The sequence below is a fragment of the Streptomyces sp. NPDC024632 genome, assembly GCF_055559175.1.
This window is the reverse complement of record NZ_JBVHLD010000006.1, coordinates 100,269-122,716: the sequence shown is the minus strand read 5'-3', so window position 1 is coordinate 122,716 and position 22,448 is coordinate 100,269. Positions and strand designations below refer to the sequence as shown.

Sequence of the window (22,448 nt, the reverse complement as noted above, 5' to 3'; positions counted from 1 at the left end):
CCCCCCCGCCCTTCCCCCCCCCCCCCCCCCCCCCCCCCCCCCCCCCCCTCCCCCCCCCTCCGCCCCCCCCCCCCCCCCCCCGGCGGCGAGGAGACGGTCAGCGGACGAACACGCCCGCCTTGTCGGCGAGATCCAGGAAGTACTGGGGGGCCAGACCCAGCACGATCGTGACGGCCACCCCTATGGCGATGGCGGTGGACGTCAGCGGGCTCGGCACCGCGACGGACGGACCGTCCGCCTTCGGCTCGCTGAAGAACATCAGCACGATCACGCGGATGTAGAAGAAGGCCGCGATGGCCGACGAGATGACACCGACGATGACCAGCGGCATCGCACCGCCCTGCGCCGCGGCCTTGAACACCGCGAACTTCCCCGCGAAACCGGACGTCAGCGGGATGCCCGCGAAGGCCAGCAGGAACACGGCGAAGACGGCCGCGACCAGCGGCGAGCGCCGCCCGAGACCGGCCCACCGCGACAGGTGCGTGGCCTCGCCGCCCGCGTCGCGCACCAGCGTGACGACGGCGAAGGCGCCGAGGGTCACGAAGGAGTACGCGGCGAGGTAGAACAGGACGGAGGAGACGCCCTCCTTGTCGGTGGCGATCACGCCCGCCAGGATGAACCCGGCGTGGGCGACCGAGGAGTAGGCCAGCAGCCGCTTCACATCGGTCTGGGTGACGGCGATGATCGCGCCCGCCAGCATCGTGAGGATGGCGACGCCCCACATGACGGGCCGCCAGTCCCAGCGCAGTCCGGGCAGGACGACGTACAGCAGCCGCAGCAGCGCGCCGAAGGCGGCGACCTTGGTGGCGGCGGCCATGAAGCCGGTGACCGGGGTCGGCGCGCCCTGGTAGACGTCCGGGGTCCACATGTGGAACGGGACGGCGCCGACCTTGAAGAGCAGGCCGACCGCGACCATCGCGAAGCCGATCAGGAGCAGCGCGTCATTGCCGGTGCTGTTGGCGAGCGCCGGGGTCATCGGGGCGGTGCCGTCGATGACCGAGGCGATGCCGCCGTAGGTGACCGTGCCCGAGTAGCCGTAGAGCAGGGCGATCCCGAAGAGCAGGAAGGCCGAGGAGAAGGCGCCGAGCAGGAAGTACTTGACGGCGGCTTCCTGCGACAGCAGGCGGTTGCGGCGGGCCAGCGCGCACAGGATGTACAGCGGCAGCGAGAAGACCTCGAGGGCGACGAAGAGCGTCAGCAGGTCGTTCGCCGCCGGGAAGACCAGCATGCCGCCGACCGCGAAGAGCAGCAGCGGGAAGACCTCGGTGGTGGTGAAACCGGCCTTGACCGCGGCCTTCTCCTGCTCGCCGCCGGGGACGGCGGAGCCCTGGGCCGCGAAGGAGTCGACGTTGTTGCCGTGCGCCTTCGGGTCCAGGCGCCGTTCGGCGAAGGTGAAGACTGCCACGATCGCCACCAGCAGGATCGTGCCCTGGAGGAAGAGCGCGGGACCGTCCACGGCGACCGCGCCCATCGCGGCGACATGCGCCTTCGTGGTGCCGTACCCCTTCTCGGCGAGCGCGACCACGGCGGCGAAGGCCGCCGCGAGACCGACCACGGCGAGGACGAGTTGCGCGGTGTAACGGGAGCGGCGCGGCAGGAACGCCTCAAGGAGGATGCCCACCATCGCCACGCCGAAGACGATCAGCACCGGCGAGAGCTGGGCGTACTCGATGTCCGGCTTCGGGATCTTGTCGGCGACCGGAGCGGCCGTCGTCCACAAGCTGTGGACGGCGCCCACACCTACGGCTCCCTTGTCTGCTGCGCTCACTTCTTCGCCTCCAGCGCGGGCTTGGGATCGGTCTTGTGCACGTCGGAGAGCGTGTGCTTGACCGACGGGTTGAGGATGTCGGTCACCGGCTTCGGGTACACGCCCAGGAAGAGCAGCAGCGCGATCAGCGGTGCCACGACGACCAGTTCACGTACCTTCAGGTCGGACATGCCCTCGATCCCGGCCTTGACCGGGCCGGTCATCGTGCGCTGGTAGAGCACCAGCACGTACAGCGCGGCGAGCACGATGCCCAGCGTGGCGATGATGCCGAGCACCGGGTAGCGGCTGAACGTGCCGACCAGTACGAGGAATTCACTGACGAAGGGCGCCAGGCCCGGCAGCGACAAGGTGGCGAGGCCGCCGATCAGGAAGGTGCCCGCCAGTACCGGCGCCACCTTCTGCACACCGCCGAAGTCGGCGATGAGCCGCGAGCCGCGCCGGGTGATCAGGAAGCCCGCGACCAGCATCAGCGCGGCCGTCGAGATGCCGTGGTTGACCATGTACAGCGCGGCGCCGCTCTGCCCCTGGGTGGTCATCGCGAAGATGCCCAGGATGATGAAGCCGAAGTGCGAGATCGAGGCGTACGCGATCAGCCGCTTGATGTCCCGCTGGCCGACGGCGAGCAGCGCGCCGTAGATGATGCCGATCACGGCCAGGACCAGGATCACCGGGGTCGCCCACTTGGACGCCTCGGGGAAGAGCTGGAGGCAGTAGCGCAGCATCGCGAAGGTGCCGACCTTGTCGACGACCGCGGTGATCAGTACGGCGACCGGCGCGGTGGACTCGCCCATCGCGTTCGGCAGCCAGGTGTGCAGCGGCCACAGCGGCGCCTTCACCGCGAAGGCGAAGAAGAAGCCGAGGAACAGCCAGCGCTCGGTGGACGTCTCGATGTGCAGCTTCCCGGAACCGCGCGCGGCCAGGATCTCCTGGAGCGAGAAGGTGCCGGTGCCGAGCTGCTTGGCGGTGACCGCGTACAGGCCGATCACCGCGGCGAGCATGATCAGGCCGCCCGCCAGGTTGTACAGCAGGAACTTGACCGCCGCGTACGACCGCTGCCGTGCCGCCTCTTCCTCACCGGCCGCGTGGGCCCGGTCGCCGAAGCCGCCGATGAGGAAGTACATCGGGATGAGCATGGCTTCGAAGAAGATGTAGAAGAGGAAGACGTCGGTGGCCTCGAAGGAGAGCACCACCATGGCCTCGACCAGCAGGATCAGCGCGAAGAAGCCCTGCGTGGGACGCCACTTGAGGTGGGGGTTGCCCGCGGCGGAGCCGCTGGGAGCCGCGGTCTCCAGAGGCTCGGCGTCGTGCCAGCCGGCCAGCATCACGAAGGGGATCAGCAGCGCGGTCAGGGCGATCAGGGCGACGGCGATGCCGTCCACGCCGAGGTCGTAGCGGAGCCCGAAGTTCTTGATCCAGGCGTGCGACTCGGTGAGCTGATAGCGGTCGCCGCCCGGATCGAAGCGGACCAGCGCGGCGATGGCCAGACCGAGCGTGCCCAGCGAGAAGACCAGCGCCGTGTACTTGGCGGCGGTCCTCTTCGCCGCGGGCACGGCCGCGGTGACGACAGCGCCTACCGCGGGCAGCGCGGCGGTGACCGTGAGGAGGGGAAAGGACATGAGCTATCAGACCGCCCTCATGAGAAGAGTCGCGGCGACCAGCACCGCGGAGCCGCCGAGCATCGAGACGGCGTACGACCGTACGTAGCCGTTCTGGAGCTTGCGGAGGCGGCCGGAGAGGCCGCCGACCGAGGCGGCCGTGCCGTTGACGACGCCGTCGACCAGGGAGTGGTCGAGGTAGACCAGCGAGCGGGTGAGGTGCTCGCCGCCGCGGACGAGGACGACGTGGTTGAAGTCGTCCTGGAGCAGGTCGCGGCGGGCCGCCCGGGTCAGCAGCGAGCCGCGCGGCGCGACGGCGGGGACGGACCTGCGGCCGTACAGCATCCAGGCGATGCCGACGCCGATGACCAGCGCCACCATCGTGCCGCCGGTGACGGTGCCCGCGCTGATCGGCGAGTCGCCCTCGGCGTGCCCGGTGACCGGCTCCAGCCACTTCACGAAGGAGGAGTTGATGCTGAACAGGCCACCGGCCAGGACCGAGCCGAAGGCCAGGATGATCATCGGGATGGTCATCGACTTGGGCGACTCGTGCGGGTGCGGCTCGTGGCCCTCGGCGTCCGGCACCCAGCGCTTCTCGCCGAAGAAGGTCATCAGCATCACGCGCGTCATGTAGAAGGCGGTGATCGCGGCGCCCAGCAGGGCGCAGCAGCCGAGAATCCAGCCCTCGGCGCCGCCCTTGGCGAAGGCCGCCTCGATGATCTTGTCCTTGGAGAAGAAGCCGGACAGGCCGGGGAAGCCGATGATCGCCAGGTAGCCGAGACCGAAGGTGACGAAGGTGACCGGCATGTACGTGCGCAGGCCGCCGTAACGCCGCATGTCGACCTCGTCGTTCATGCCGTGCATGACCGAACCGGCGCCCAGGAACAGCCCGGCCTTGAAGAAGCCGTGCGTGACCAGGTGCATGATCGCGAAGACGTAGCCGATCGGGCCGAGCCCGGCCGCCATGATCATGTAGCCGATCTGCGACATCGTCGATCCGGCGAGCGCCTTCTTGATGTCGTCCTTCGCGCAACCGACGATCGCACCGAACAGCAGCGTGACCGCGCCGACGGTGACGACGGCGGTCTGCGCGTCGGGCGCCGCGTTGAAGATCGCGCCGGAGCGGGTGATCAGGTAGACGCCCGCGGTCACCATGGTCGCGGCGTGGATCAGGGCCGAGACCGGGGTCGGGCCCTCCATCGCGTCGCCGAGCCAGGACTGGAGCGGCACCTGGGCCGACTTGCCGCACGCGGCCAGCAGCAGCATGAAGCCGATGCCGGTGATCGTGGCGTGCTGCGTGGTCGAGGCGTCGGCGGCCCGCGGCAGGATGTCCGCGAAGGCGAACGAGCCGAAGGTGGTGAACATCAGCATGATGGCCACCGACAGGCCGATGTCGCCGACCCGGTTGACCAGGAACGCCTTCTTCGCCGCGGTCGCCGCGCTCGGCTTGTGCTGCCAGAAACCGATCAGCAGGTACGAGGCGAGGCCGACGCCCTCCCAACCGGCGTACAGCAGGAAGTAGTTGTCGGCCAGCACCAGCAACAGCATCGCCGCGAGGAACAGGTTGAGGTAGCCGAAGAAGCGGCGGCGGCGCTCGTCGTGCTCCATGTAGCCGATCGAGTAGATGTGGATCAGCGTGCCCACACCGGTGATCAGCAGCACGAACGTCATCGACAACTGGTCGAGCTGGAAGCCGACATCGGCGCGGAAACCGCCGACCGGCACCCAGGTGAACAGGTGCGAGTGCAGGCCACGCGCGTCGGCGTCCTTGCCCAGCATGTTGGCGAACAGCACCACGCCGAGCGCGAACGACGCCAGGGCGAGCAGCGTGCCGAGCAGGTGGCCGAAGCGGTCGAGCCGCCGGCCTCCGGTCAGCAGGATGCCCGCGCCCAGCAGCGGCGCCGCGACGAGCAGTCCGATCAGGTTCTCCACTGTCGCAGCCCCTCTACAGCTTCATGAGATTGGCGTCGTCGACCGAAGCCGAGTGGCGGGAGCGGAAGATCGACACGATGATCGCCAGGCCGACCACGACTTCCGCGGCGGCGACCACCATCGTGAAGAACGCGATCACCTGGCCGTCGAGGTTGCCGTGCAGCCGCGAGAAGGTGACGAACGCCAGGTTGCAGGCGTTCAGCATCAGCTCGATGCACATGAAGACCACGATCGCGTTGCGCCGGATCAGTACGCCCGCCGCGCCGATGGTGAACAGCAGCGCCGACAGGTACAGGTAGTTGGCCGGATTCACTTGGCACCCTCCTCGGCCCGGTCGGAAGCCCGGTCGGCCTCTCGTGCGGCTTCCCGGTCGGCCTCGCGTACGGTCTCGCGCTCGGCCCGTTCGGCCTTGCGCTCCACCGCCGTACGCTCCGGCTCGCGCTCCAGGTACTCCTCGGTGCGCTGGTCCAGCTCGGCGAGCCGGTGCAGGGCGTCGGCGGACACGTCACGGATCTGGCCGCGGGCCCGCAGCGTGGCGCTGACCGACAGCTCCGAGATGGAACCGTCGGGCAGCAGCGCGGGGATGTCCACCGCGTTGTGCCGGGCGTAGGTGCCGGGCGCGGGCAGCGGGGTGACCTGTACGCCGCCGCGCACGCGCGCCTCGGACAGCTCGCGCTGGGTGCGCCGCTCCTCGGTGCGCTCGCGGTGCGTGAGCACCATCGCGCCGATGGCCGCGGTGATCAGCAGCGCGCCGGTGATCTCGAAGGACCACACGTACTTGGTGAAGATCAGCCGGGCCAGACCGGGCACGTTGCCCGCGGAGTTGGCCTGGCCGACACCGGCGAAGGTGTCGAGCGAGGCGTTGCCGATCCCGGCGATCAGCAGGATGCCGAAGCCGAGACCGCAGGCCGCGGCCATCCAGCGCTGGCCCTTGAGCGTCTCCTTCAGCGAGTCGGCGGCGGTGATGCCGACCAGCATGACGACGAAGAGGAAGAGCATCATGATCGCGCCGGTGTAGACGACGATCTGCACGACGCCCAGGAAGTACGCGCCCTGCGCCAGGTAGAAGATCGCGAGCACGATCATCGTCCCGGCCAGCGACAGCGCGCTGTGCACGGACTTCTTCATCAGGACGGTGCCGAGCGCGCCGAGCACGGCGACCGTGCCCAGAATCCAGAACTGGACGGCCTCACCGGTGGAGGTCTGCGACGCGGCGGCGGCGAGCTGGGAGGTGGCGAGCTGGGAGGTCGCGGCGATCATGCCTCGTCCCCCGTTCCCGCGGGCGTGCCGCCGCCGGGGGCGGGCGCGACCGCGGCGCCCTCGGCGTCGGTCCTGGTGAAGCCCGTCTCGGGGGCGTCGGGCGCGTCCGCCGCGGTGGCGCCGTCGGTCCGCACCGTCTCGTCCGGCTTCTCGCCCTTGGAGACCGCGACCTGCCGTACGGTGCCGGGCGCGGCCTCGGTGACCGCGCCGCGGTAGTAGTCGCCCTCGTCCATGCCGGGGAAGATCGAGTGCGGCGAGTCGACCATGCCCTCCTCGAGCCCGGACAGGAGCTGTTCCTTGGTGAAGATCAGCGACTCGCGGGTCCGGTCGGCCAGTTCGTACTCGTTGGTCATCGTCAGCGCGCGCGTCGGGCACGCCTCGATGCACAGGCCGCACAGGATGCAGCGGGCGTAGTTGATCTGGTAGACGCGGCCGTAGCGCTCACCGGGTGAGTAGCGCTCCTCCTCGGTGTTGTCCGCGCCCTCCACGTAGATGGCGTCCGCCGGGCAGGCCCACGCGCACAGCTCGCAGCCGACGCACTTCTCCAGGCCGTCCGGGTGCCGGTTGAGCTGGTGGCGGCCGTGGAAACGCGGGGCGGTGGGCTTCTTGTACTCGGGGTACTGCTCGGTCAGCCGCTTCTTGAACATGGCCTTGAAGGTCACGCCGAAGCCTGCGACCGGGCCGAGGAACTCAGGCATCGCCGTCCTCCTTCTTCTCCTGCTCGGGGGCATCCTGGACGTCCGGTTCCGCCGCGCCGGACACGCCGGACGCGCTGGCGGCACCCACGAGTTGGGGCTGTGCCGCCCGGCTGGGGCGCCGCGGCACCCGCTCCGCCTCCTGACCCGGCAGCGGCGGTACGGGATAGCCGCCCGCCATCGGGTCGAAGCGGTCCGGTGGCGCGAGCGCGCCGCCGCCGCGGACGGCGGCCTTCTTCTCCTCGCGGTCCCTGAAGACGTCCGCGATGAGCGAGATCAGCAGCAGCGCGATCACCACACCGCCGATGTACAGGACGATCTTCGTGAAGTCGTAGTCCTCGTTGCGCATCGCGCGGACCGCGGCGACCAGCATCAGCCAGACCATGGAGACCGGGATGAGGACCTTCCAGCCCAGCTTCATGAACTGGTCGTAGCGGACCCGGGGCAGGGTGCCGCGCAGCCAGATGAAGAAGAACAGCAGCAACTGGACCTTGACGATGAACCAGAGCATCGGCCACCAGCCGTGGTTCGCGCCGATCCAGACCGTGCTGATCGGCCAGGGGGCGCGCCAGCCGCCGAGGAAGAGCGTCGTCGCGACCGCGGAGACCGTCACCATGTTCACGTACTCGGCGAGCATGAACAGCGCGAACTTGATCGAGCTGTACTCGGTGTTGAAGCCGCCGACCAGGTCGCCCTCGGACTCCGGCATGTCGAACGGCGCGCGGTTGGTCTCGCCGACCATCGCGATGATGTAGATGATCAGCGAGACGGGCAGCAGGATCGCGTACCAGCGGTCGTGCTGCGCCTCGACGATCGTCGACGTCGACATGGAGCCGGAGTAGAGGAAGACCGCCGCGAAGGACAGGCCCATCGCGATCTCGTACGAGATCATCTGCGCGGACGCGCGCAGGCCGCCGAGCAGCGGGTACGTCGAGCCGGACGACCAGCCCGCCAGGACGATGCCGTAGATGCCGACCGACGCGGTGGCCAGGATGAACAGCAGGCCGATCGGGAGGTCGGTGAGCTGGAGCGCGGTGCGCTGGCCGAAGATCGACACCTCGTTGTCGGCCGGGCCGAAGGGGATCACCGCGAACGCCATGAAGGCCGGGATGGCCGCCACGACGGGCGCGAGGATGAACACCACCTTGTCGGCCCGCTTGACGACGATGTCCTCCTTCAGCATCAGCTTGATGCCGTCGGCGAGGGACTGGAGCATGCCCCAGGGGCCGTGCCGGTTCGGGCCGATGCGCAACTGCATCCACGCGACGACCTTGCGCTCCCACACGATGGCGACGAGCACGGTCAGCATCGCGAAGGCGAAGCAGAAGACCGCCTTGAGGATGATCAGCCACCAGATGTCGTTGCCGAACCAGGAGAGATTCTCCGTGGTGGCGGCGAGCTGGGTCAGTGGCGCGCTCATCGGGTGCCCTCCTCTTGCGTGACCGCGGCGGCGCTGCCGACGGAGACGACCTGGCCCGTACGGGCACCGGTGTCGGAGGCGACGCCGTTCCCCGCGGAGTTCAGCGGCAGCCACACCACCCGGTCGGGCATCGCGGTGACGACCAGCGGCAGCGTGACCGCGCCCGCGGGCCCGGTCACCGTCAGCGGGTCGCCGTCGGTGACACCGGCCTCGGCGGCGGTGGCGGCCGACAGCCGGGCGACGGCCGCGTGCCGGGTGCCGGCCAGCGCGTCGTCCCCGTCCTGGAGGCGGCCCTGGTCGAGCAGCAGCCGGTGTCCGGCCAGCAGCGCCTGGCCCGCCTCGGGGCGGGGCAGCGATCCGGCGGACTCCAGCGGCGAGCTGCCCCAGGGGCCGTCCCACCCGGCGAGCCGGTCGAGTTCGGAGCGCGCGCCCCGCACGTCGGCCAGGCCGAGCCGGACGTCGAGCGCGTCGGCCAGCATCGTCAGGACGCGGGCGTCCGGGAGCTGGTGCCGGTTGGTGGCCTGGTCGGGCTTGATGGCCGCGTCGAACATCCGGGCCCTGCCCTCCCAGTTGAGGAAGGTGCCGGTCTTCTCGGCGACCGCGGCGACCGGGAGGACGACGTCGGCGCGGTCGGTGACCTCGCTGGGCCGCTGCTCCAGGCTGACCAGGAAGCCGACCGCGTCCAGCGCCTCGCGGGCGCGGGCCGGGTCCGGCAGGTCCGCGACCTCGACGCCGCCGACGACCAGGGCCGCCAGCTCGCCCGCGGCGGCGGCCTCGACGATCTGGCCGGTGTCGCGGCCGAAGCGGTGCGGCAGCTCCGGCAGACCCCACACCGAGGCGACCTCGGCGCGGGCCCGCGGGTCGGTGACCGGACGGCCGCCGGGCAGCAGCCCGGGCAGCGCGCCCGCCTCGACGGCGCCGCGCTCACCGGCCCTGCGCGGAATCCACGCCAGCGCGGCGCCGGTGGCCGTGGCCAGCCGGACCACGGCGGTCAGCCCGCCGGGCACGGCGGCCAGCCGCTCGCCGACCAGGATGACGGCGCCCGCGGCGCGCAGCGCCTCGGCCGCGGCCTGCCCGGTCTCGTCCAGGCCGACACCGCCCGCGAGCGCGTCCAGCCACTCGGGTTCCGTGCCGGGGGCGGCGGGCAGCAGGACGCCGCCCGCCTTCTCCAGGCCGCGGGTGGCGTGCGTGGCCAGGGCGTACGTCTGCTGCTTGCGCTTGCGGTGCGCCTTGCGGAGCCGCAGGAAGACCCCGGGGGCCTCCTCCTCGGCCTCGAGTCCCGCCAGCAGTACGGCCGGTGCCTTCTCCAGCGCCGTGTACGTGATGCCGGTGCCCGACAGGTCGAGGCCGCGCCCGGCGACCGTGGCGGCCAGGAAGTCGGCCTCCTCGGCGGAGTGCGCGCGGGCCCTGAAGTCCACGTCGTTGGTGCCGAGCACGACGCGGGCGAACTTGGCGTACGCGTACGCGTCCTCGACGGTGACGCGTCCGCCGGGCAGCACCGCGGCGCGGCCGTGCGCCGCGCTGAGCCCGGCCGCGGCGGCGGCCAGCGCCTCGGGCCAGGACGCGGGGACGAGTTCGCCCTCGGCGTTGCGGACCAGGGGGTGGCTCAGCCGGTCGGGGCGCTGCGCGTAGCGGAAGCCGAAGCGGCCCTTGTCGCAGATCCACTCCTCGTTGACCTGCGGGTCGTCGGCCGCCAGCCGCCGCATGACCTTGCCGCGGCGGTGGTCGGTACGGGTCGCGCAGCCGCCCGCGCAGTGCTCGCACACCGACGGCGACGACACGAGGTCGAACGGCCGGGAGCGGAAGCGGTACGCGGCCGAGGTGAGCGCGCCGACCGGGCAGATCTGGATGGTGTTGCCGGAGAAGTACGACTCGAAGGGGTCGCCGACCCCGGTGCCGATCTGCTGGAGCGCGCCGCGTTCCAGCATCTCGATCATCGGGTCGCCCGCCACCTGGTTGCTGAACCGGGTGCAGCGCGCGCACAGCACGCACCGCTCGCGGTCCAGCAGCACCTGGGTGGAGATCGGCACCGGCTTCTCGTACGTCCGCTTCTTGCCCTCGAAGCGCGAGTCGGTGTCGCCGACCTGCATCGCCTGGTTCTGCAAGGGGCATTCGCCGCCCTTGTCGCAGACCGGGCAGTCCAGCGGGTGGTTGATCAGCAGCAGCTCCATCACGCCGCGCTGCGCCTTCTCGGCGACCGGCGACGAGAGCTGCGTCTTGACGACCATCCCGTCGGTACAGGTGATCGTGCAGGACGCGACCGGCTTGCGCTGGCCCTCGACCTCGACGATGCACTGGCGGCAGGCCCCGGCCGGGTCGAGCAGCGGGTGGTCGCAGAACCGGGGGATCTCGATGCCGAGCAGTTCCGCGGCCCGGATGACCAGGGTCCCCTTGGGGACGGACACCGCGATGCCGTCGATCTGCACGGAGATGAGATCTTCCGGCGGCACCGCCGCCTGACCCCCTCCGGAGGGTGCGTTGGTAGTGACGGTCACGCGTGGGCCTCCGTACGGGACTTGTCGGCCCAGGCGGTGGAGCGGGCCGGGTCGAAGGGGCAGCCCTTGCGCTCGATGTGCTCCTCGTACTCCGCGCGGAAGTGCTTCAGAGAGGAGAAGATCGGGGCGGCGGCGCCGTCGCCGAGCGCGCAGAAGGACTTGCCGTTGATGTTGTCGGCGATGTCGTTGAGCTTGTCCAGGTCCTCGGGCCGGCCCTTGCCCGCCTCGATGTCACGCAGCAACTGGACGAGCCAGTATGTGCCTTCGCGGCACGGCGTGCACTTTCCGCAGGACTCGTGGGCGTAGAACTCGGTCCAGCGGGTGACGGCCCGCACCACGCAGGTCGTCTCGTCGAAGCACTGGAGCGCCTTGGTGCCGAGCATCGATCCGGCGGCGCCGACGCCCTCGTAGTCCAGCGCGACGTCCAGGTGCTCGTCGGTGAACATCGGGGTCGAGGAGCCGCCGGGCGTCCAGAACTTGAGCCGGTGTCCCGGCCGCATGCCGCCGCCGAGGTCGAGGAGCTGCCGCAGCGTGATGCCGAGCGGCGCCTCGTACTGCCCGGGTTTGGCGACGTGCCCGGAGAGCGAGTACAGCGTGAAGCCGGGGGACTTCTCGCTGCCCATCGCCTTGAACCAGTCCTTGCCGCGCTGCATGATCGCGGGAACCGAGGCGATCGACTCCACGTTGTTCACCACGGTGGGACAGGCGTACAGGCCCTCCACGGCGGGGAAGGGCGGGCGGAGCCTGGGCTGGCCGCGACGGCCCTCCAGGGAGTCCAGCAGCGCCGTCTCCTCACCGCAGATGTACGCGCCCGCGCCGGCGTGGACGGTCAACTCCAGGTCGAATCCGCTGCCTTGGATGTCACGGCCGAGGTAACCGGCCGCGTACGCCTCGCGCACCGCCTCGTGCAGCCTGCGCAGGACGGGGACCGTCTCGCCGCGCAGGTAGATGAAGGCGTGGCTGGAGCGGATCGCGTAACACGCGATGATCATGCCCTCGATGAGGGAGTGCGGGTTCGCGAAGAGCAGCGGGATGTCCTTGCAGGTGCCCGGCTCCGACTCGTCCGCGTTGACCACGAGGTAGTGCGGCTTGCCGTCGCCCTGCGGGATGAACTGCCACTTCATGCCGGTCGGGAAGCCCGCGCCGCCACGGCCGCGCAGCCCCGAGTCCTTCACGTACGCGATCACGTCGTCCGGCGCCATGGCGAGCGCCTTGTCCAGGCCCTGGTAGCCGTCGTGCCTGCGGTAGGTGGCCAGGGTCCAGGACTCCGGCTCGTCCCAGAAGGCCGACAGCACGGGGGCGAGCAGCTTCTCCGCCGAGTCCACGGTCATCACTCGCCCTCCTCCTGCCTGGCGTTGTCGGCCACCGGGTCCGCGGCGTTGGCCGGGTCGGACTCCGCGGTCTTGTTGGGCGCGTCGTGCGAGCTGGCGTGCTGGGCGGGCGACGGGGTGTCCCGCGGCCCGGCCGGTGTGTCACGCGGCGAGTCGGCGCGCTGGGTGACGACCCGCGAGGGGGTCTCGCCCTTGTGCAGCCGCAGACCGGTGAGGGACGCGGGGCCCGCGCCGCCGCTGGCCTCGACCGCGCCGGGGCGCTCGTCGGGGAAACCGGCCAGGATGCGGGCGGTCTCCTTGTACGTGCACAGGGGCGCGCCGCGGGTCGGCCGGACCTCGCGTCCGGCGATCAGGTCGTCCACGAGCTGCTTGGCCGACTCCGGCGTCTGGTTGTCGAAGAACTCCCAGTTGATCATCACGACGGGCGCGAAGTCGCAGGCCGCGTTGCACTCGATGTGCTCCAGCGTGACCTTGCCGTCCTCGGTCGTCTCGTCGTTGCCGACGCCGAGGTGCTGCTTCAGCTCGTCGAAGATCGCGTCGCCGCCCATGACCGCGCACAGCGTGTTGGTGCACACGCCGACCTGGTAGTCGCCGGACGGCTTGCGCCGGTACATCGTGTAGAAGGTCGCCACCGCGGTGACCTCGGCGGTGGTCAGGTCGAGCACCTCGGCGCAGAACCGGATGCCGGTCCTGGTGACGTACCCCTCCTCGGACTGCACGAGGTGCAGCAGCGGCAGCAGGGCGCTGCGCGATCCGGGGTAGCGGGCGATCACTTCCTTGGCGTCGGCCTCCAGCCGGGCGCGCACATCGGCCGGGAAGTCCGGGGCGGGCATCTGCGGGATGCCCAGGGACACTCCCCCGGTGGCACCCATGGCCACGTCTGTCATCGGTCGACGCCTCCCATCACGGGGTCGATGGACGCCACCGCGACGATGACGTCGGCGACCTGGCCGCCCTCGCACATCGCCGCCATGGACTGGAGATTGGTGAAGGACGGGTCGCGGAAGTGCACCCGGAACGGGCGGGTGCCGCCGTCGCTGACCGCGTGCACCCCCAGCTCGCCCTTGGCCGACTCGATCGCCGCGTAGGACTGTCCTGCCGGGACCCGGAAGCCCTCGGTCACCAGCTTGAAGTGGTGGATCAGGGCCTCCATCGAGGTGCCCATGATCTTCTTGATGTGGTCGAGCGAGTTGCCGAGGCCGTCGGGGCCGAGCGCGAGCTGCGCGGGCCAGGCGATCTTCTTGTCCTCGACCATCACCGGGCCCGGCGCGAGCCGGTCGAGCACCTGCTCGACGATCCGCAGGCTCTGGTGCATCTCCTCCAGGCGGACCCGGAAGCGGCCGTAGGAGTCGCAGGTGTCGGCGGTCGGCACCTCGAAGTCGTAGTTCTCGTAACCGCAGTACGGGTCGGACTTGCGCAGGTCGTGCGGGAGTCCGGCGGCGCGCAGGATCGGTCCTGTGGCACCGAGCGCCATGCACCCGGCGAGGTCCAGGTAACCGACGTCCACCATGCGGCCCTTGAAGATCGGGTTGCCGGTGGCGAGCTTGTCGTACTCGGGCAGATTCTTGCGGAACGTCTTCACGAACTCGCGGACGAGGTCGATCGCGCCGGGCGGCAGGTCCTGCGCGAGGCCGCCGACGCGGACATACGCGTGGTTCATCCGCAGGCCGGTGATCAGCTCGAAGATGTCGAGGATGTACTCGCGGTCGCGGAACCCGTAGATCATGATCGTGGTCGCGCCCAGCTCCATGCCGCCGGTGGCGATGCAGACCAGGTGGGACGCGATCCGGTTGAGCTCCATCATGAGCACGCGGATGTCGGTGGCGCGCTGCGGCACCTGCTCGGTGATGCCGAGCAGCTTCTCGACGGCGAGGCAGTACGCCGTCTCGTTGAACAGCGGCGTCAGGTAGTCCATGCGCGTCACGAAGGTGGACCCCTGGGTCCACGTCCGGAACTCCATGTTCTTCTCGATGCCGGTGTGCAGGTAGCCGATGCCCGACCTGGCCTCGGTGACCGTCTCGCCGTCGATCTCCAGCATCAGCCGGAGCACACCGTGGGTGGACGGGTGCTGCGGGCCCATGTTGACGATGATGCGCTCGTCGTCGGCCTTGCTGACGGTCTCGGCCAGCTCGTCCCAGTCACCGCCGGTGACGGTGAAGACCCGGCCTTCGGTGGTCTCCCGCTCGTCGGCCTGCTGCGGGGCGTGGTGAGTACTCATTAGCTGTACGACCTCCGCTGGTCGGGAGCCGGGATCTGGGCACCCTTGTACTCGACGGGGATGCCGCCGAGCGGGTAGTCCTTGCGCTGCGGGTGGCCGGGCCAGTCGTCCGGCATCATGATCCGGGTGAGCGCCGGGTGGCCGTCGAAGACGATGCCGAAGAAGTCGTACGTCTCGCGCTCGTGCCAGTCGTTGGTCGGGTAGACCGAGACCAGCGACGGGATGTGCGGGTCGGCGTCGGGGGCGCTGACCTCCAGGCGGATCAGCCGCGCATGGGTGATCGAGCGCAGGTGGTAGACGGCGTGCAGCTCGCGGCCCTCGTCGCCGAGGTAGTGCACGCCGCTGACGCCGAGGCACAGCTCGAAGCGGAGCGCCGGGTCGTCGCGGAGCGTCCTGGCGACGGTGACCAGGTGTTCGCGGGCGATGTGGAAGGTCAGCTCGCCGCGGTCCACGACGGTCTTCTCGATCGCCTCGGCCGGGGGCAGGCCCTGCTCCTCCAACGCGCCTTCCAGCTCGTCGGCGATCTCGTCGAAGACGCCGTCGGGTCCGCCGTAGGGCCTGTTGCTCGCGCCGGGCAGCCGGACGGTACGGACCAGGCCGCCGTAACCGCTGGTGTCGCCGCCGTTGTTGGCACCGAACATGCCCTTGCGGACGCCGATGACCTCACCGGCGTCGGCGCGCTGTCCCGGCAGGTTCTCCGGGGTCTCGGGAGTGTTGCTGGTCACCGCAGCAGGCCCTTCATCTCGATCGTCGGGAGCGCCTTGCGGGCCGCTTCCTCCGCCTCGCGGGCCGCCTCTTCGCGGTTCACGCCGAGCTTGGAGTGCTGGATCTTCTCGTGCAGCTTGAGGATCGCGTCCAGCAGCATCTCGGGGCGCGGCGGGCAGCCGGGCAGGTAGATGTCGACCGGCACGACGTGGTCGACGCCCTGCACGATCGCGTAGTTGTTGAACATCCCGCCGCTGGAGGCGCAGACACCCATCGAGATGACCCACTTGGGGTTCGGCATCTGGTCGTAGACCTGGCGCAGCACCGGGGCCATCTTCTGGCTCACCCGGCCGGCCACGATCATCAGGTCGGCCTGGCGCGGCGAGCCGCGGAAGACCTCCATGCCGAACCTGGCCATGTCGTAGCGCCCGGCGCCCGCGGTCATCATCTCGATGGCGCAGCAGGCCAGGCCGAAGGTGGCCGGGAAGACCGACGCCTTACGTACCCAGCCCGCGGCGGTCTCCACGGTCGTGAGCAGGAATCCGCTCGGCAGTTTCTCTTCGATACCCATGCGTTGGCTCCTGGTCCCCTTCTGTCCCCTGGTCCCCTGGTCCTCTCGGCGTTCCCTAGTCCCACTCCAGGCCGCCGCGCCGCCACACGTACGCGTAGGCGACGAAGACGGTGAGCACGAAGAGGAGCATCTCCACCAGGCCGAACATCCCCAGCCGGTCGAAGGTGACGGCCCAGGGATAGAGGAAGACGATCTCGATGTCGAAGACGATGAAGAGCATCGCCGTCAGGTAGTACTTGATCGGGAAGCGTCCCCCGCCGACCGGCTGCGGGGTGGGCTCGATGCCGCACTCATACGCTTCCAGTTTGGCCCTGTTGTACCGTTTTGGCCCGATGATCGAGGCCATGAAAACGGAGAAGATCGCGAAGCCGGCCGCAAGGCCTCCCAGCACGAGGATGGGCGCGTAGGCATTCACCGTCCCCCGCTCCTTCCTTTTCAGTCGCCAGTGACTGCGTGGGTGTCCCCCCGCCGAGGTGGGCGGAGGAGCCGGCCCCTGCCCGTGGTCCGCGCCACCGAAACGACGAAGATCGCTTCTATGTGAGGCAGTTCACAAGCCTGAGCCGCCTGCATCCTATGCCTGCCGGTCTGTGATCTGCGACACGGGGTACGCCAAGACCTTTGTGATCTCCACCACCTGACGAACGATCATGAAGTCGGATGAGCGGTGATCATGGTGCGGAACGGCCGCAAAGGATCACTTCACGTCACAAGCGGAAGCGTTGTCGCTGGTCAGAGCGGTGCGCGCATTATCAAGGCGCGCTCGGCAGAGGCAAATTGGCGCTGGACGACTCCACGTGATAGCGCGCGGCGGTCGAGCGGCGACGGCCCCGGAGCCCGGCATTCACACGTGATTCACCCGCGTGAAAGCGCGCACGAGCGCATAGGTGACCGCTTATCCGAAACCGGGCGAAAGTGCTCGCGCGCCAAGATCACAAACGGGGCATTTGAGCCGTGAGCACGTCAACTGTGTCGCATCCCACCTTTGTTGAACGGAACCAAGCATTCCTGATAGCCAGGACCGCATGTCCCCGAACCAGATACGGACCTCCGCGTCCGACCGGACCTCCGCGTCCGGCTCGCATCCGACCGAATCGCATACCGGCCGCCGACGGCACGCCGCCCCCGGCCGCCCCAACTGGGTACGCAGGGCAGGACTCGTCGGCGGCGTCGTCAGCGCGATCGCTCTCGGCGGCTCCGCCGCCCCGGCCCTGGCCGACAACACCGACTCCACCCCCGCGCACGGCACTCCGGCCCTCACGCCGTCCGATCTCGCGAACGCCGCCGAGGCGACCGCCCAGGCGTCCACGCTGACCACCGAGGTGACCGCGGCGCAGGCCGCGCAGGCGATCGACCAGGCCGCCATCGCGATGCAGCTCCAGGCCGCCAAGGACGCCTCCGTGGCCGAGGCCGCCAAGGAGGCCGCCGCCACGAAGAAGAGCGCCGACGCCAAGGCCGCCGCGAAGGCGAAGGCCGAGGCCGAGGCGAAGGCCGCCGAGGCCGCCAAGGAGCGCGCCGCCACCCAGGCCGCCTCCCGCTCGGCCGAGCGCACCGCGCTGGCCACACCGACCGCGTCGGCCAACTCGTCCGGTTCTTCTGATTCTTCTGGTTCGTCCGGTTCATCCGACTCCGGTACGACCACCTCGACGGCCAGCCCGTCCGCCACCACGGCGACCGGCAGCGTCGCGAAGCTGATCAGCTTCCTGAAGTCGCAGATCGGCAAGCCGTACGTGTACGGCGCCGCCGGTCCCGACTCGTACGACTGCTCCGGCCTCACCCAGGTCGCCTACGCCACCGTCGGCGTCGACCTGCCGCGCACCTCCCAGGAGCAGTCCAACGTCGGCACCCCCGTCTCGGTCAGCGATGTGCAGGCCGGCGACATCATCTTCTGGGGCGGCCAGGGCAGCGCCTACCACGTCGGCGTCTACATCGGCGACGGCCAGTACCTGGACGCGGCCAACCCCTCGACCCCCGTGGCCATTCACCAGATGGCCGACTACATGCCGGACTGGGCGGTTCGGGTCCTCTGACCCGTTTCCCCCTTTTCGCACGTTTGGCACCATAAGACCGCCGTGACCCCCTCACCGGGACGTCACGGCGGTCCGCTGCCCGTTGTGCGCTGACGCGCGGGCGGGGAAGGGGCGGGGGTATGACCGACGCAGACACCCGCACGCCGGACGGTCGGACGTACCGGCGGGCGGGTCAGGACGCGGAGAGCGTCACGCGCTCGGCGTGATCTTGGTCAGGCCGTTGATCACGCGGTCCATCGCGTCACCGCCGGTCGGGTCGGTGAGGTTGGCGAGCAGCTTGAGGCAGAAGCGCATCAGCATCGGGTGGGTGAGACCGCGCTGCGTGGCGATCTGGAGCACCTTCGGGTTGCCGATGAGCTTCACGAAGGCGCGGCCCAGCGTGTAGTAACCGCCGTAGGTGTCCTGGAGGATGCGCGGGTAGTTCTGGAGGGCCAGCTCGCGCTGGGCGGAGGTGGCGCGGGCGTGCGCCTGGGTGATGACGTCGGCGGCGATCTGGCCGGACTCCATCGCGTAGGCGATGCCCTCGCCGTTGAACGGGTTGACCAGGCCGCCCGCGTCGCCCACCAGGACCAGGCCCTTGGTGTAGTGCGGCTTGCGGTTGAAGGCCATCGGGAGCGCGGCGCCGCGGATCGGCTGCGTCATGTTGTCCGGGGTGTAGCCCCACTCCTCCGGCATCGAGGCGCACCACGCCTTGAGCACCTCGCGCCAGTCCAGCTCGCGGTACGCGGAGGAGGAGTTGAGGATGCCGAGACCGACGTTCGACGTGCCGTCACCGAGGCCGAACACCCAGCCGTAACCGGGCAGTTGCCGGTCCTGCGGCCCGCGCCGGTCCCACAGTTCGAGCCACGACTCCAGGTAGTCGTCCTCGTGCCGCGGCGAGGTGAAGTACGTGCGGACCGCGACGCCCATCGGCCGGTCCTCGCGGCGGTGCAGGCCCATCGCCAGGGACAGCCGGGTGGAGTTGCCGTCCGCGGCGACCACCAGCGGCGCGTGGAAGGTCACCGGCCGCTTCTCCTCGCCGAGTTTGGCCTCGACGCCGGTGATCCGCCCGGTGCGCGCGTCGGTGATCGGGGCGCCGACGTTGCACCGCTCGTACAGCGTCGCGCCCGCCTTCACCGCCTGCTGGGCGAGGATGTCGTCGAAGTCGTCGCGCTTGCGGACCAGTCCGTAGTTCGGGTACGCGGCCAGCTCGGGCCAGTCCATCTGGAGACGCACGCCGCCGCTGATGATGCGCAGGCCCTTGTTGCGCAGCCAGCCCGCCTCCTGCGAGATGTCGATTCCCATCGACACGAGCTGCTTGGTGGCGCGCGGGGTCAGGCCGTCGCCGCACACCTTCTCGCGCGGGAACGCGGTCTTCTCCAGCAGCAGGACGTTCAGTCCCGACTTGGCCAGGTAGTACGCGGTCGTCGAACCGGCGGGCCCGGCGCCGACGACGATCACATCGGCGCTGCGCTCGGACAGGGCGGTGTCGGTCACGGTGGGCTCTCCCGTTTCGGCGAGTGTCGGTGTCGGCGACGGTCGTTATCGGCCGGGCGCTGCTCGGCCGAGAGCTGCCCGGCCGGTACCGAGTCTATGAGGCCCGGCGACGGGACACAGCGGGGCCCGCCTGAACCGCGGTTCGCGGCAGCGCGGCGCGTTGACGCGAGCGCGCGGTCCTACGCGGAGGAAGCCGTCGACGGAGCCGTCGCCCGGTGCAGGGCGACGATGCCCCCGGTGAGATTGCGCCAGGCCACCGCGTTCCAACCGGCCTCCTGGAGCCGGGTGGCGAGCCCCTTCTGGTCGGGCCAGGCGCGGATGGACTCGGCGAGGTAGACGTACGCGTCGGGATTGCTGCTGACGGCCGTCGCGACCGGCGGCAGCGCCCGCATCAGGTACTCGGTGTAGACGGTCCTGAACGGCCGGTACGTGGGGTGGCTGAACTCACAGATGACCAGCCGTCCCCCGGGCTTGGCCACCCGCCGCATCTCGCGCAGCGCGGCGGCGGTGTCGTGGACGTTGCGCAGCGCGAAGGAGATGGTGACCGCGTCGAAGACGCCGTCCGCGAACGGCAGCCGGGTCGCGTCCCCCGCCGTCAGCGCCAGCTCCGGGTGCCGCTTCTTGCCCTCGCGCAGCATCCCGATCGAGAAGTCGCACGGCACGACGTCGGCTCCCGCGGCGGCGAAGCGCAGCGAGGACGTGCCCGTCCCCGCCCCCAGGTCCAGCACCCGCTCGCCCGGCCCCACCTCCAGGGCCTGCGCGACGGCCTTCCGCCACAGCCGCGTCTGGCCGAGCGACAGCACGTCGTTCGTCACGTCGTACTTGGCCGCCACGTCATCGAACATGGCGGCGACTTCGTGCGGTTGCTTGTCCAGCGATGCTCGCGTCACGCCCCCACCCTATTCGCATCGCGCGCCGCCAAGGCCGCTGCCCCGTCGGGGGACCTACGCGCGGCGGTGGACGAGGCGGCCGGCCAGGACGGTGGCGACGCAGGAGCCGTCGGTGGCGAGGACGGCGAGGTCGGCCCGGCCGCCGGGGGCGAGGCCGGGCGAGGTGGTGCCGGGCCAGAGCCGGAGCAGGCCGGTGCGGTCGACGGCGGAGCGGACGGCGGCGTCGGTGAGGTCGTCCACCACCCCGGTCACCCCCCGGGAGAGGAGCTCGTGGATGCCGCGCCGCACCGACTCGGCACGGTCGTGCGGCCGGTCGGGGTCCTGCGGGTCCTCGTGGTAGGTCTCTTCGAGGAAGACGCGCACGCCGTCGGCGACGAGTCCGGGGCCGATGGTGCCGCGCCAGCGCCGCACCCGGGCGTCCGGGTGCGCGGCGGCGACCTCGTCCATCGGCCCGACCGCGACGACCCGGCCGCCGTCGACGAGGACGGCGCCGTCCGGGACGGCCTCGCCGCCCGCGGTGAGCCGGAGCAGCGGGGCGACGTGAAGGGTCAGCATGGGTCCATGATCCAGCACGCCGGGCCTCCGGGGGCAGGCCGCCCCCGGACGCCTCAGCGCGAGGCGTCCAGCAGCTTCAGCTCCGGGTGCGCCGTACCGCCCTCGATCGCCGTGGACGACAGGTGCGAGACGACGTGGTCGTTGACCGGGTCGTTCGCCGGGTCGTCGTGGATGACCAGGTGCTCGTACGTGGTGGCGCGCTGCGCCGGGACGCGGCCCGCGGACCGGATGAGGTGGATCAGCTCCATCCGGTTGGAGCGGTGCTTGGCGCCGGCCGACGACACCACGTTCTCCTCCAGCATCACCGAGCCGAGGTCGTCGGCGCCGTAGTGCAGCGAGAGCTGGCCGACCTCCTTGCCGGTGGTGAGCCAGGAACCCTGGATGTGCGCCACGTTGTCGAGGAAGAGCCGCGCGATGGCGATCATCCGCAGGTACTCGAAGAGGGTCGCCTGCGTCTGCCCCTTCAGGTGGTTGTTCTCCGGCTGGTAGGTGTACGGGATGAAGGCCCGGAAGCCGCCGGTACGGTCCTGCACGTCGCGGATCATCCGCAGGTGCTCGATCCGCTCGGCGTTGGTCTCACCGGTGCCCATCAGCATGGTGGAGGTGGACTCGACGCCCAGGTTGTGGGCGGTCTCCATGATCTCCAGCCAGCGCTCGCCGGACTCCTTCAGCGGCGCGATGGCCTTGCGCGGCCGGGCGGGCAGCAGCTCGGCCCCGGCGCCCGCGAAGGAGTCCAGGCCCGCCGCGTGGATCCGGCGGATCGCCTCCTCGGCGCTGACCCCGGAGATCCTCGCCATGTGCTCGACCTCGGACGCGCCGAGGGAGTGGATGACGAGCTGCGGGTACGCGGCCTTGATCGCGGAGAAGTGCTCCTCGTAGTACTCGACCCCGTAGTCCGGGTGGTGGCCGCCCTGGAACATGATCTGGGTGCCGCCCAGCTCCACGGTCTCCGCGCAGCGCCGCAGGATGTCGTCGAGCCCGCGCGACCAGCCCTTGTCGGTGTCCTTGGGGGCCGCGTAGAAGGCGCAGAACTTGCACGCCGTCACGCAGACGTTCGTGTAGTTGATGTTCCGCTCGATGATGTACGTCGCGATGTGCTCGGTGCCCGCGTACCGGCGGCGGCGTACGGCGTCGGCGGCCGAGCCCAGCGCGTGCAGGGGTGCCGACCGGTAGAGGTCCAGCGCCTCCTCCGGCGTGATCCGGCCACCGGCGGCGGCACGGTCGAGGACGGCTGCGGTATCGCTCACCGGGAGGTCCTTTCGGAGGAGTGCGGACGTGGAGTGCGGACGGACCAGCCCAGCGTACGCCAGCGTCCCGGACGACCCACGGCCCCCACGGACGGGTGTGCCGGACGTACGGGGGTGCCGGACACGCGGGGCTTCCGAACGTACGGGTGTGCCGGACGCGCGGGTGGGCCGGACGCGGGGGGGGGGGGGGGGGGGGGGGGGGGGGGGGGGGGGGAGGAAGGGGGGGGGGGGGGGGGGGGGGGGGGGGGGGGGGGGGGGGAACC

The 22,448-nt window shown here is 70.5% G+C and carries 19 protein-coding genes; 1 reads left to right on the top strand and 18 read right to left on the bottom strand.

Annotation, left to right across the window (positions count from 1 at the left end):
* Window positions 1–97 precede the first annotated feature (97 nt).
* Genes nuoN through ACZ37P_RS14285 form a run of 14 tightly spaced genes read right to left on the bottom strand, consistent with a single transcriptional unit; the run spans window position 98 to window position 16,405 of the window.
* A complete protein-coding gene (nuoN, locus tag ACZ37P_RS14350; protein WP_355340423.1) occupies window positions 98–1,768 on the bottom strand; it encodes an NADH-quinone oxidoreductase subunit NuoN in 1,671 nt (556 codons plus the stop codon).
* Window positions 1,765–3,384: an NADH-quinone oxidoreductase subunit M gene (locus ACZ37P_RS14345; RefSeq protein WP_355340426.1), complete on the bottom strand. Its 1,620-nt coding sequence runs from the start codon at window positions 3,382–3,384 to the stop codon at window positions 1,765–1,767. The genes nuoN and ACZ37P_RS14345 overlap by 4 nt, the downstream gene beginning before the upstream one ends.
* A 6-nt stretch (window positions 3,385–3,390) precedes the next feature.
* Window positions 3,391–5,295, bottom strand: a complete 1,905-nt coding sequence (nuoL, locus tag ACZ37P_RS14340; RefSeq protein ID WP_355340429.1) for an NADH-quinone oxidoreductase subunit L — start codon at window positions 5,293–5,295, stop codon at window positions 3,391–3,393.
* Between the two features lie 13 nt (window positions 5,296–5,308).
* The gene (gene nuoK, locus ACZ37P_RS14335; protein ID WP_355340432.1) at window positions 5,309–5,608 is read right to left on the bottom strand and encodes an NADH-quinone oxidoreductase subunit NuoK; all 300 of its coding nucleotides are present in this window, start codon (window positions 5,606–5,608) and stop codon (window positions 5,309–5,311) included.
* On the bottom strand, window positions 5,605–6,555 hold the full coding sequence (locus tag ACZ37P_RS14330; RefSeq protein WP_391050388.1) for an NADH-quinone oxidoreductase subunit J: 951 nt from the start codon (window positions 6,553–6,555) through the stop codon (window positions 5,605–5,607). The genes nuoK and ACZ37P_RS14330 overlap by 4 nt, the downstream gene beginning before the upstream one ends.
* On the bottom strand, window positions 6,552–7,253 hold the full coding sequence (nuoI, locus tag ACZ37P_RS14325) for an NADH-quinone oxidoreductase subunit NuoI (protein ID WP_355340438.1): 702 nt from the start codon (window positions 7,251–7,253) through the stop codon (window positions 6,552–6,554). The genes ACZ37P_RS14330 and nuoI overlap by 4 nt, the downstream gene beginning before the upstream one ends.
* A complete protein-coding gene (gene nuoH, locus ACZ37P_RS14320) occupies window positions 7,246–8,670 on the bottom strand; it encodes an NADH-quinone oxidoreductase subunit NuoH (RefSeq protein WP_355340441.1) in 1,425 nt (474 codons plus the stop codon). The genes nuoI and nuoH overlap by 8 nt, the downstream gene beginning before the upstream one ends.
* Window positions 8,667–11,165: an NADH-quinone oxidoreductase subunit G gene (locus ACZ37P_RS14315; protein ID WP_355340444.1), complete on the bottom strand. Its 2,499-nt coding sequence runs from the start codon at window positions 11,163–11,165 to the stop codon at window positions 8,667–8,669. Before ACZ37P_RS14315 ends, nuoH begins: the two co-directional genes overlap by 4 nt.
* Window positions 11,162–12,496 (bottom strand): NADH-quinone oxidoreductase subunit NuoF, encoded by a 1,335-nt coding sequence (nuoF, locus tag ACZ37P_RS14310; protein WP_355340447.1) that lies wholly within the window; start codon window positions 12,494–12,496, stop codon window positions 11,162–11,164. Before nuoF ends, ACZ37P_RS14315 begins: the two co-directional genes overlap by 4 nt.
* Entirely contained in the window at window positions 12,496–13,383 is an 888-nt protein-coding gene (nuoE, locus tag ACZ37P_RS14305) for an NADH-quinone oxidoreductase subunit NuoE (RefSeq protein WP_355340450.1), read from the bottom strand. Before nuoE ends, nuoF begins: the two co-directional genes overlap by 1 nt.
* Window positions 13,380–14,714: an NADH-quinone oxidoreductase subunit D gene (locus ACZ37P_RS14300; protein WP_355340453.1), complete on the bottom strand. Its 1,335-nt coding sequence runs from the start codon at window positions 14,712–14,714 to the stop codon at window positions 13,380–13,382. Before ACZ37P_RS14300 ends, nuoE begins: the two co-directional genes overlap by 4 nt.
* Window positions 14,714–15,439 carry an NADH-quinone oxidoreductase subunit C gene (locus ACZ37P_RS14295; RefSeq protein ID WP_355340456.1) on the bottom strand — a complete coding sequence of 242 codons (726 nt, stop codon included), beginning with the start codon at window positions 15,437–15,439 and terminating at the stop codon, window positions 14,714–14,716. Before ACZ37P_RS14295 ends, ACZ37P_RS14300 begins: the two co-directional genes overlap by 1 nt.
* A complete protein-coding gene (locus tag ACZ37P_RS14290; protein ID WP_355340459.1) occupies window positions 15,436–15,990 on the bottom strand; it encodes a NuoB/complex I 20 kDa subunit family protein in 555 nt (184 codons plus the stop codon). The genes ACZ37P_RS14295 and ACZ37P_RS14290 overlap by 4 nt, the downstream gene beginning before the upstream one ends.
* 55 nt (window positions 15,991–16,045) lie before the next feature.
* On the bottom strand, window positions 16,046–16,405 hold the full coding sequence (locus ACZ37P_RS14285; protein WP_355340462.1) for an NADH-quinone oxidoreductase subunit A: 360 nt from the start codon (window positions 16,403–16,405) through the stop codon (window positions 16,046–16,048).
* A 607-nt stretch (window positions 16,406–17,012) separates the two neighbouring features.
* Between ACZ37P_RS14285 and ACZ37P_RS14280 the strand changes: the two genes are divergently transcribed.
* Window positions 17,013–18,017, top strand: coding sequence for a C40 family peptidase (locus tag ACZ37P_RS14280; protein WP_467346635.1), 1,005 nt, complete (start codon window positions 17,013–17,015; stop codon window positions 18,015–18,017).
* Between the two features lie 189 nt (window positions 18,018–18,206).
* Here the strand turns inward: ACZ37P_RS14280 and ACZ37P_RS14275 are convergent, their stop codons facing one another.
* The 4 genes from ACZ37P_RS14275 to mqnC form a co-directional block, all read right to left on the bottom strand.
* A complete protein-coding gene (locus tag ACZ37P_RS14275; RefSeq protein WP_355340468.1) occupies window positions 18,207–19,493 on the bottom strand; it encodes a geranylgeranyl reductase family protein in 1,287 nt (428 codons plus the stop codon).
* 179 nt (window positions 19,494–19,672) lie between these two features.
* Window positions 19,673–20,383: a demethylmenaquinone methyltransferase gene (locus ACZ37P_RS14270; protein WP_467346634.1), complete on the bottom strand. Its 711-nt coding sequence runs from the start codon at window positions 20,381–20,383 to the stop codon at window positions 19,673–19,675.
* Window positions 20,384–20,437: 54 nt separating this feature from the next.
* Entirely contained in the window at window positions 20,438–20,938 is a 501-nt protein-coding gene (locus tag ACZ37P_RS14265) for an imidazolonepropionase-like domain-containing protein (RefSeq protein ID WP_355340474.1), read from the bottom strand.
* Window positions 20,939–20,991: 53 nt separating this feature from the next.
* Complete coding sequence (gene mqnC / locus ACZ37P_RS14260; protein WP_355340477.1) at window positions 20,992–22,185, bottom strand: cyclic dehypoxanthinyl futalosine synthase; 1,194 nt, start codon at window positions 22,183–22,185, stop codon at window positions 20,992–20,994.
* Window positions 22,186–22,448: the final 263 nt, after the last annotated feature.

Bases quoted from the DNA above. Each gene is read 5' to 3' on its own strand.
- ACZ37P_RS14280 (WP_467346635.1), top strand. From the start codon at position 17,013: ATGTCCCCGAACCAGATACGGACCTCCGCGTCCGACCGGACCTCCGCG.
- ACZ37P_RS14265 (WP_355340474.1), bottom strand. From the start codon at position 20,938: ATGCTGACCCTTCACGTCGCCCCGCTGCTCCGGCTCACCGCGGGCGGC.
- nuoE (WP_355340450.1), bottom strand. From the start codon at position 13,383: ATGACAGACGTGGCCATGGGTGCCACCGGGGGAGTGTCCCTGGGCATC.
- ACZ37P_RS14345 (WP_355340426.1), bottom strand. From the start codon at position 3,384: ATGTCCTTTCCCCTCCTCACGGTCACCGCCGCGCTGCCCGCGGTAGGC.
- nuoH (WP_355340441.1), bottom strand. From the start codon at position 8,670: ATGAGCGCGCCACTGACCCAGCTCGCCGCCACCACGGAGAATCTCTCC.
- nuoI (WP_355340438.1), bottom strand. From the start codon at position 7,253: ATGCCTGAGTTCCTCGGCCCGGTCGCAGGCTTCGGCGTGACCTTCAAG.
- ACZ37P_RS14290 (WP_355340459.1), bottom strand. From the start codon at position 15,990: ATGGGTATCGAAGAGAAACTGCCGAGCGGATTCCTGCTCACGACCGTG.
- ACZ37P_RS14330 (WP_391050388.1), bottom strand. From the start codon at position 6,555: ATGATCGCCGCGACCTCCCAGCTCGCCACCTCCCAGCTCGCCGCCGCC.
- ACZ37P_RS14300 (WP_355340453.1), bottom strand. From the start codon at position 14,714: ATGAGTACTCACCACGCCCCGCAGCAGGCCGACGAGCGGGAGACCACC.
- nuoF (WP_355340447.1), bottom strand. From the start codon at position 12,496: ATGACCGTGGACTCGGCGGAGAAGCTGCTCGCCCCCGTGCTGTCGGCC.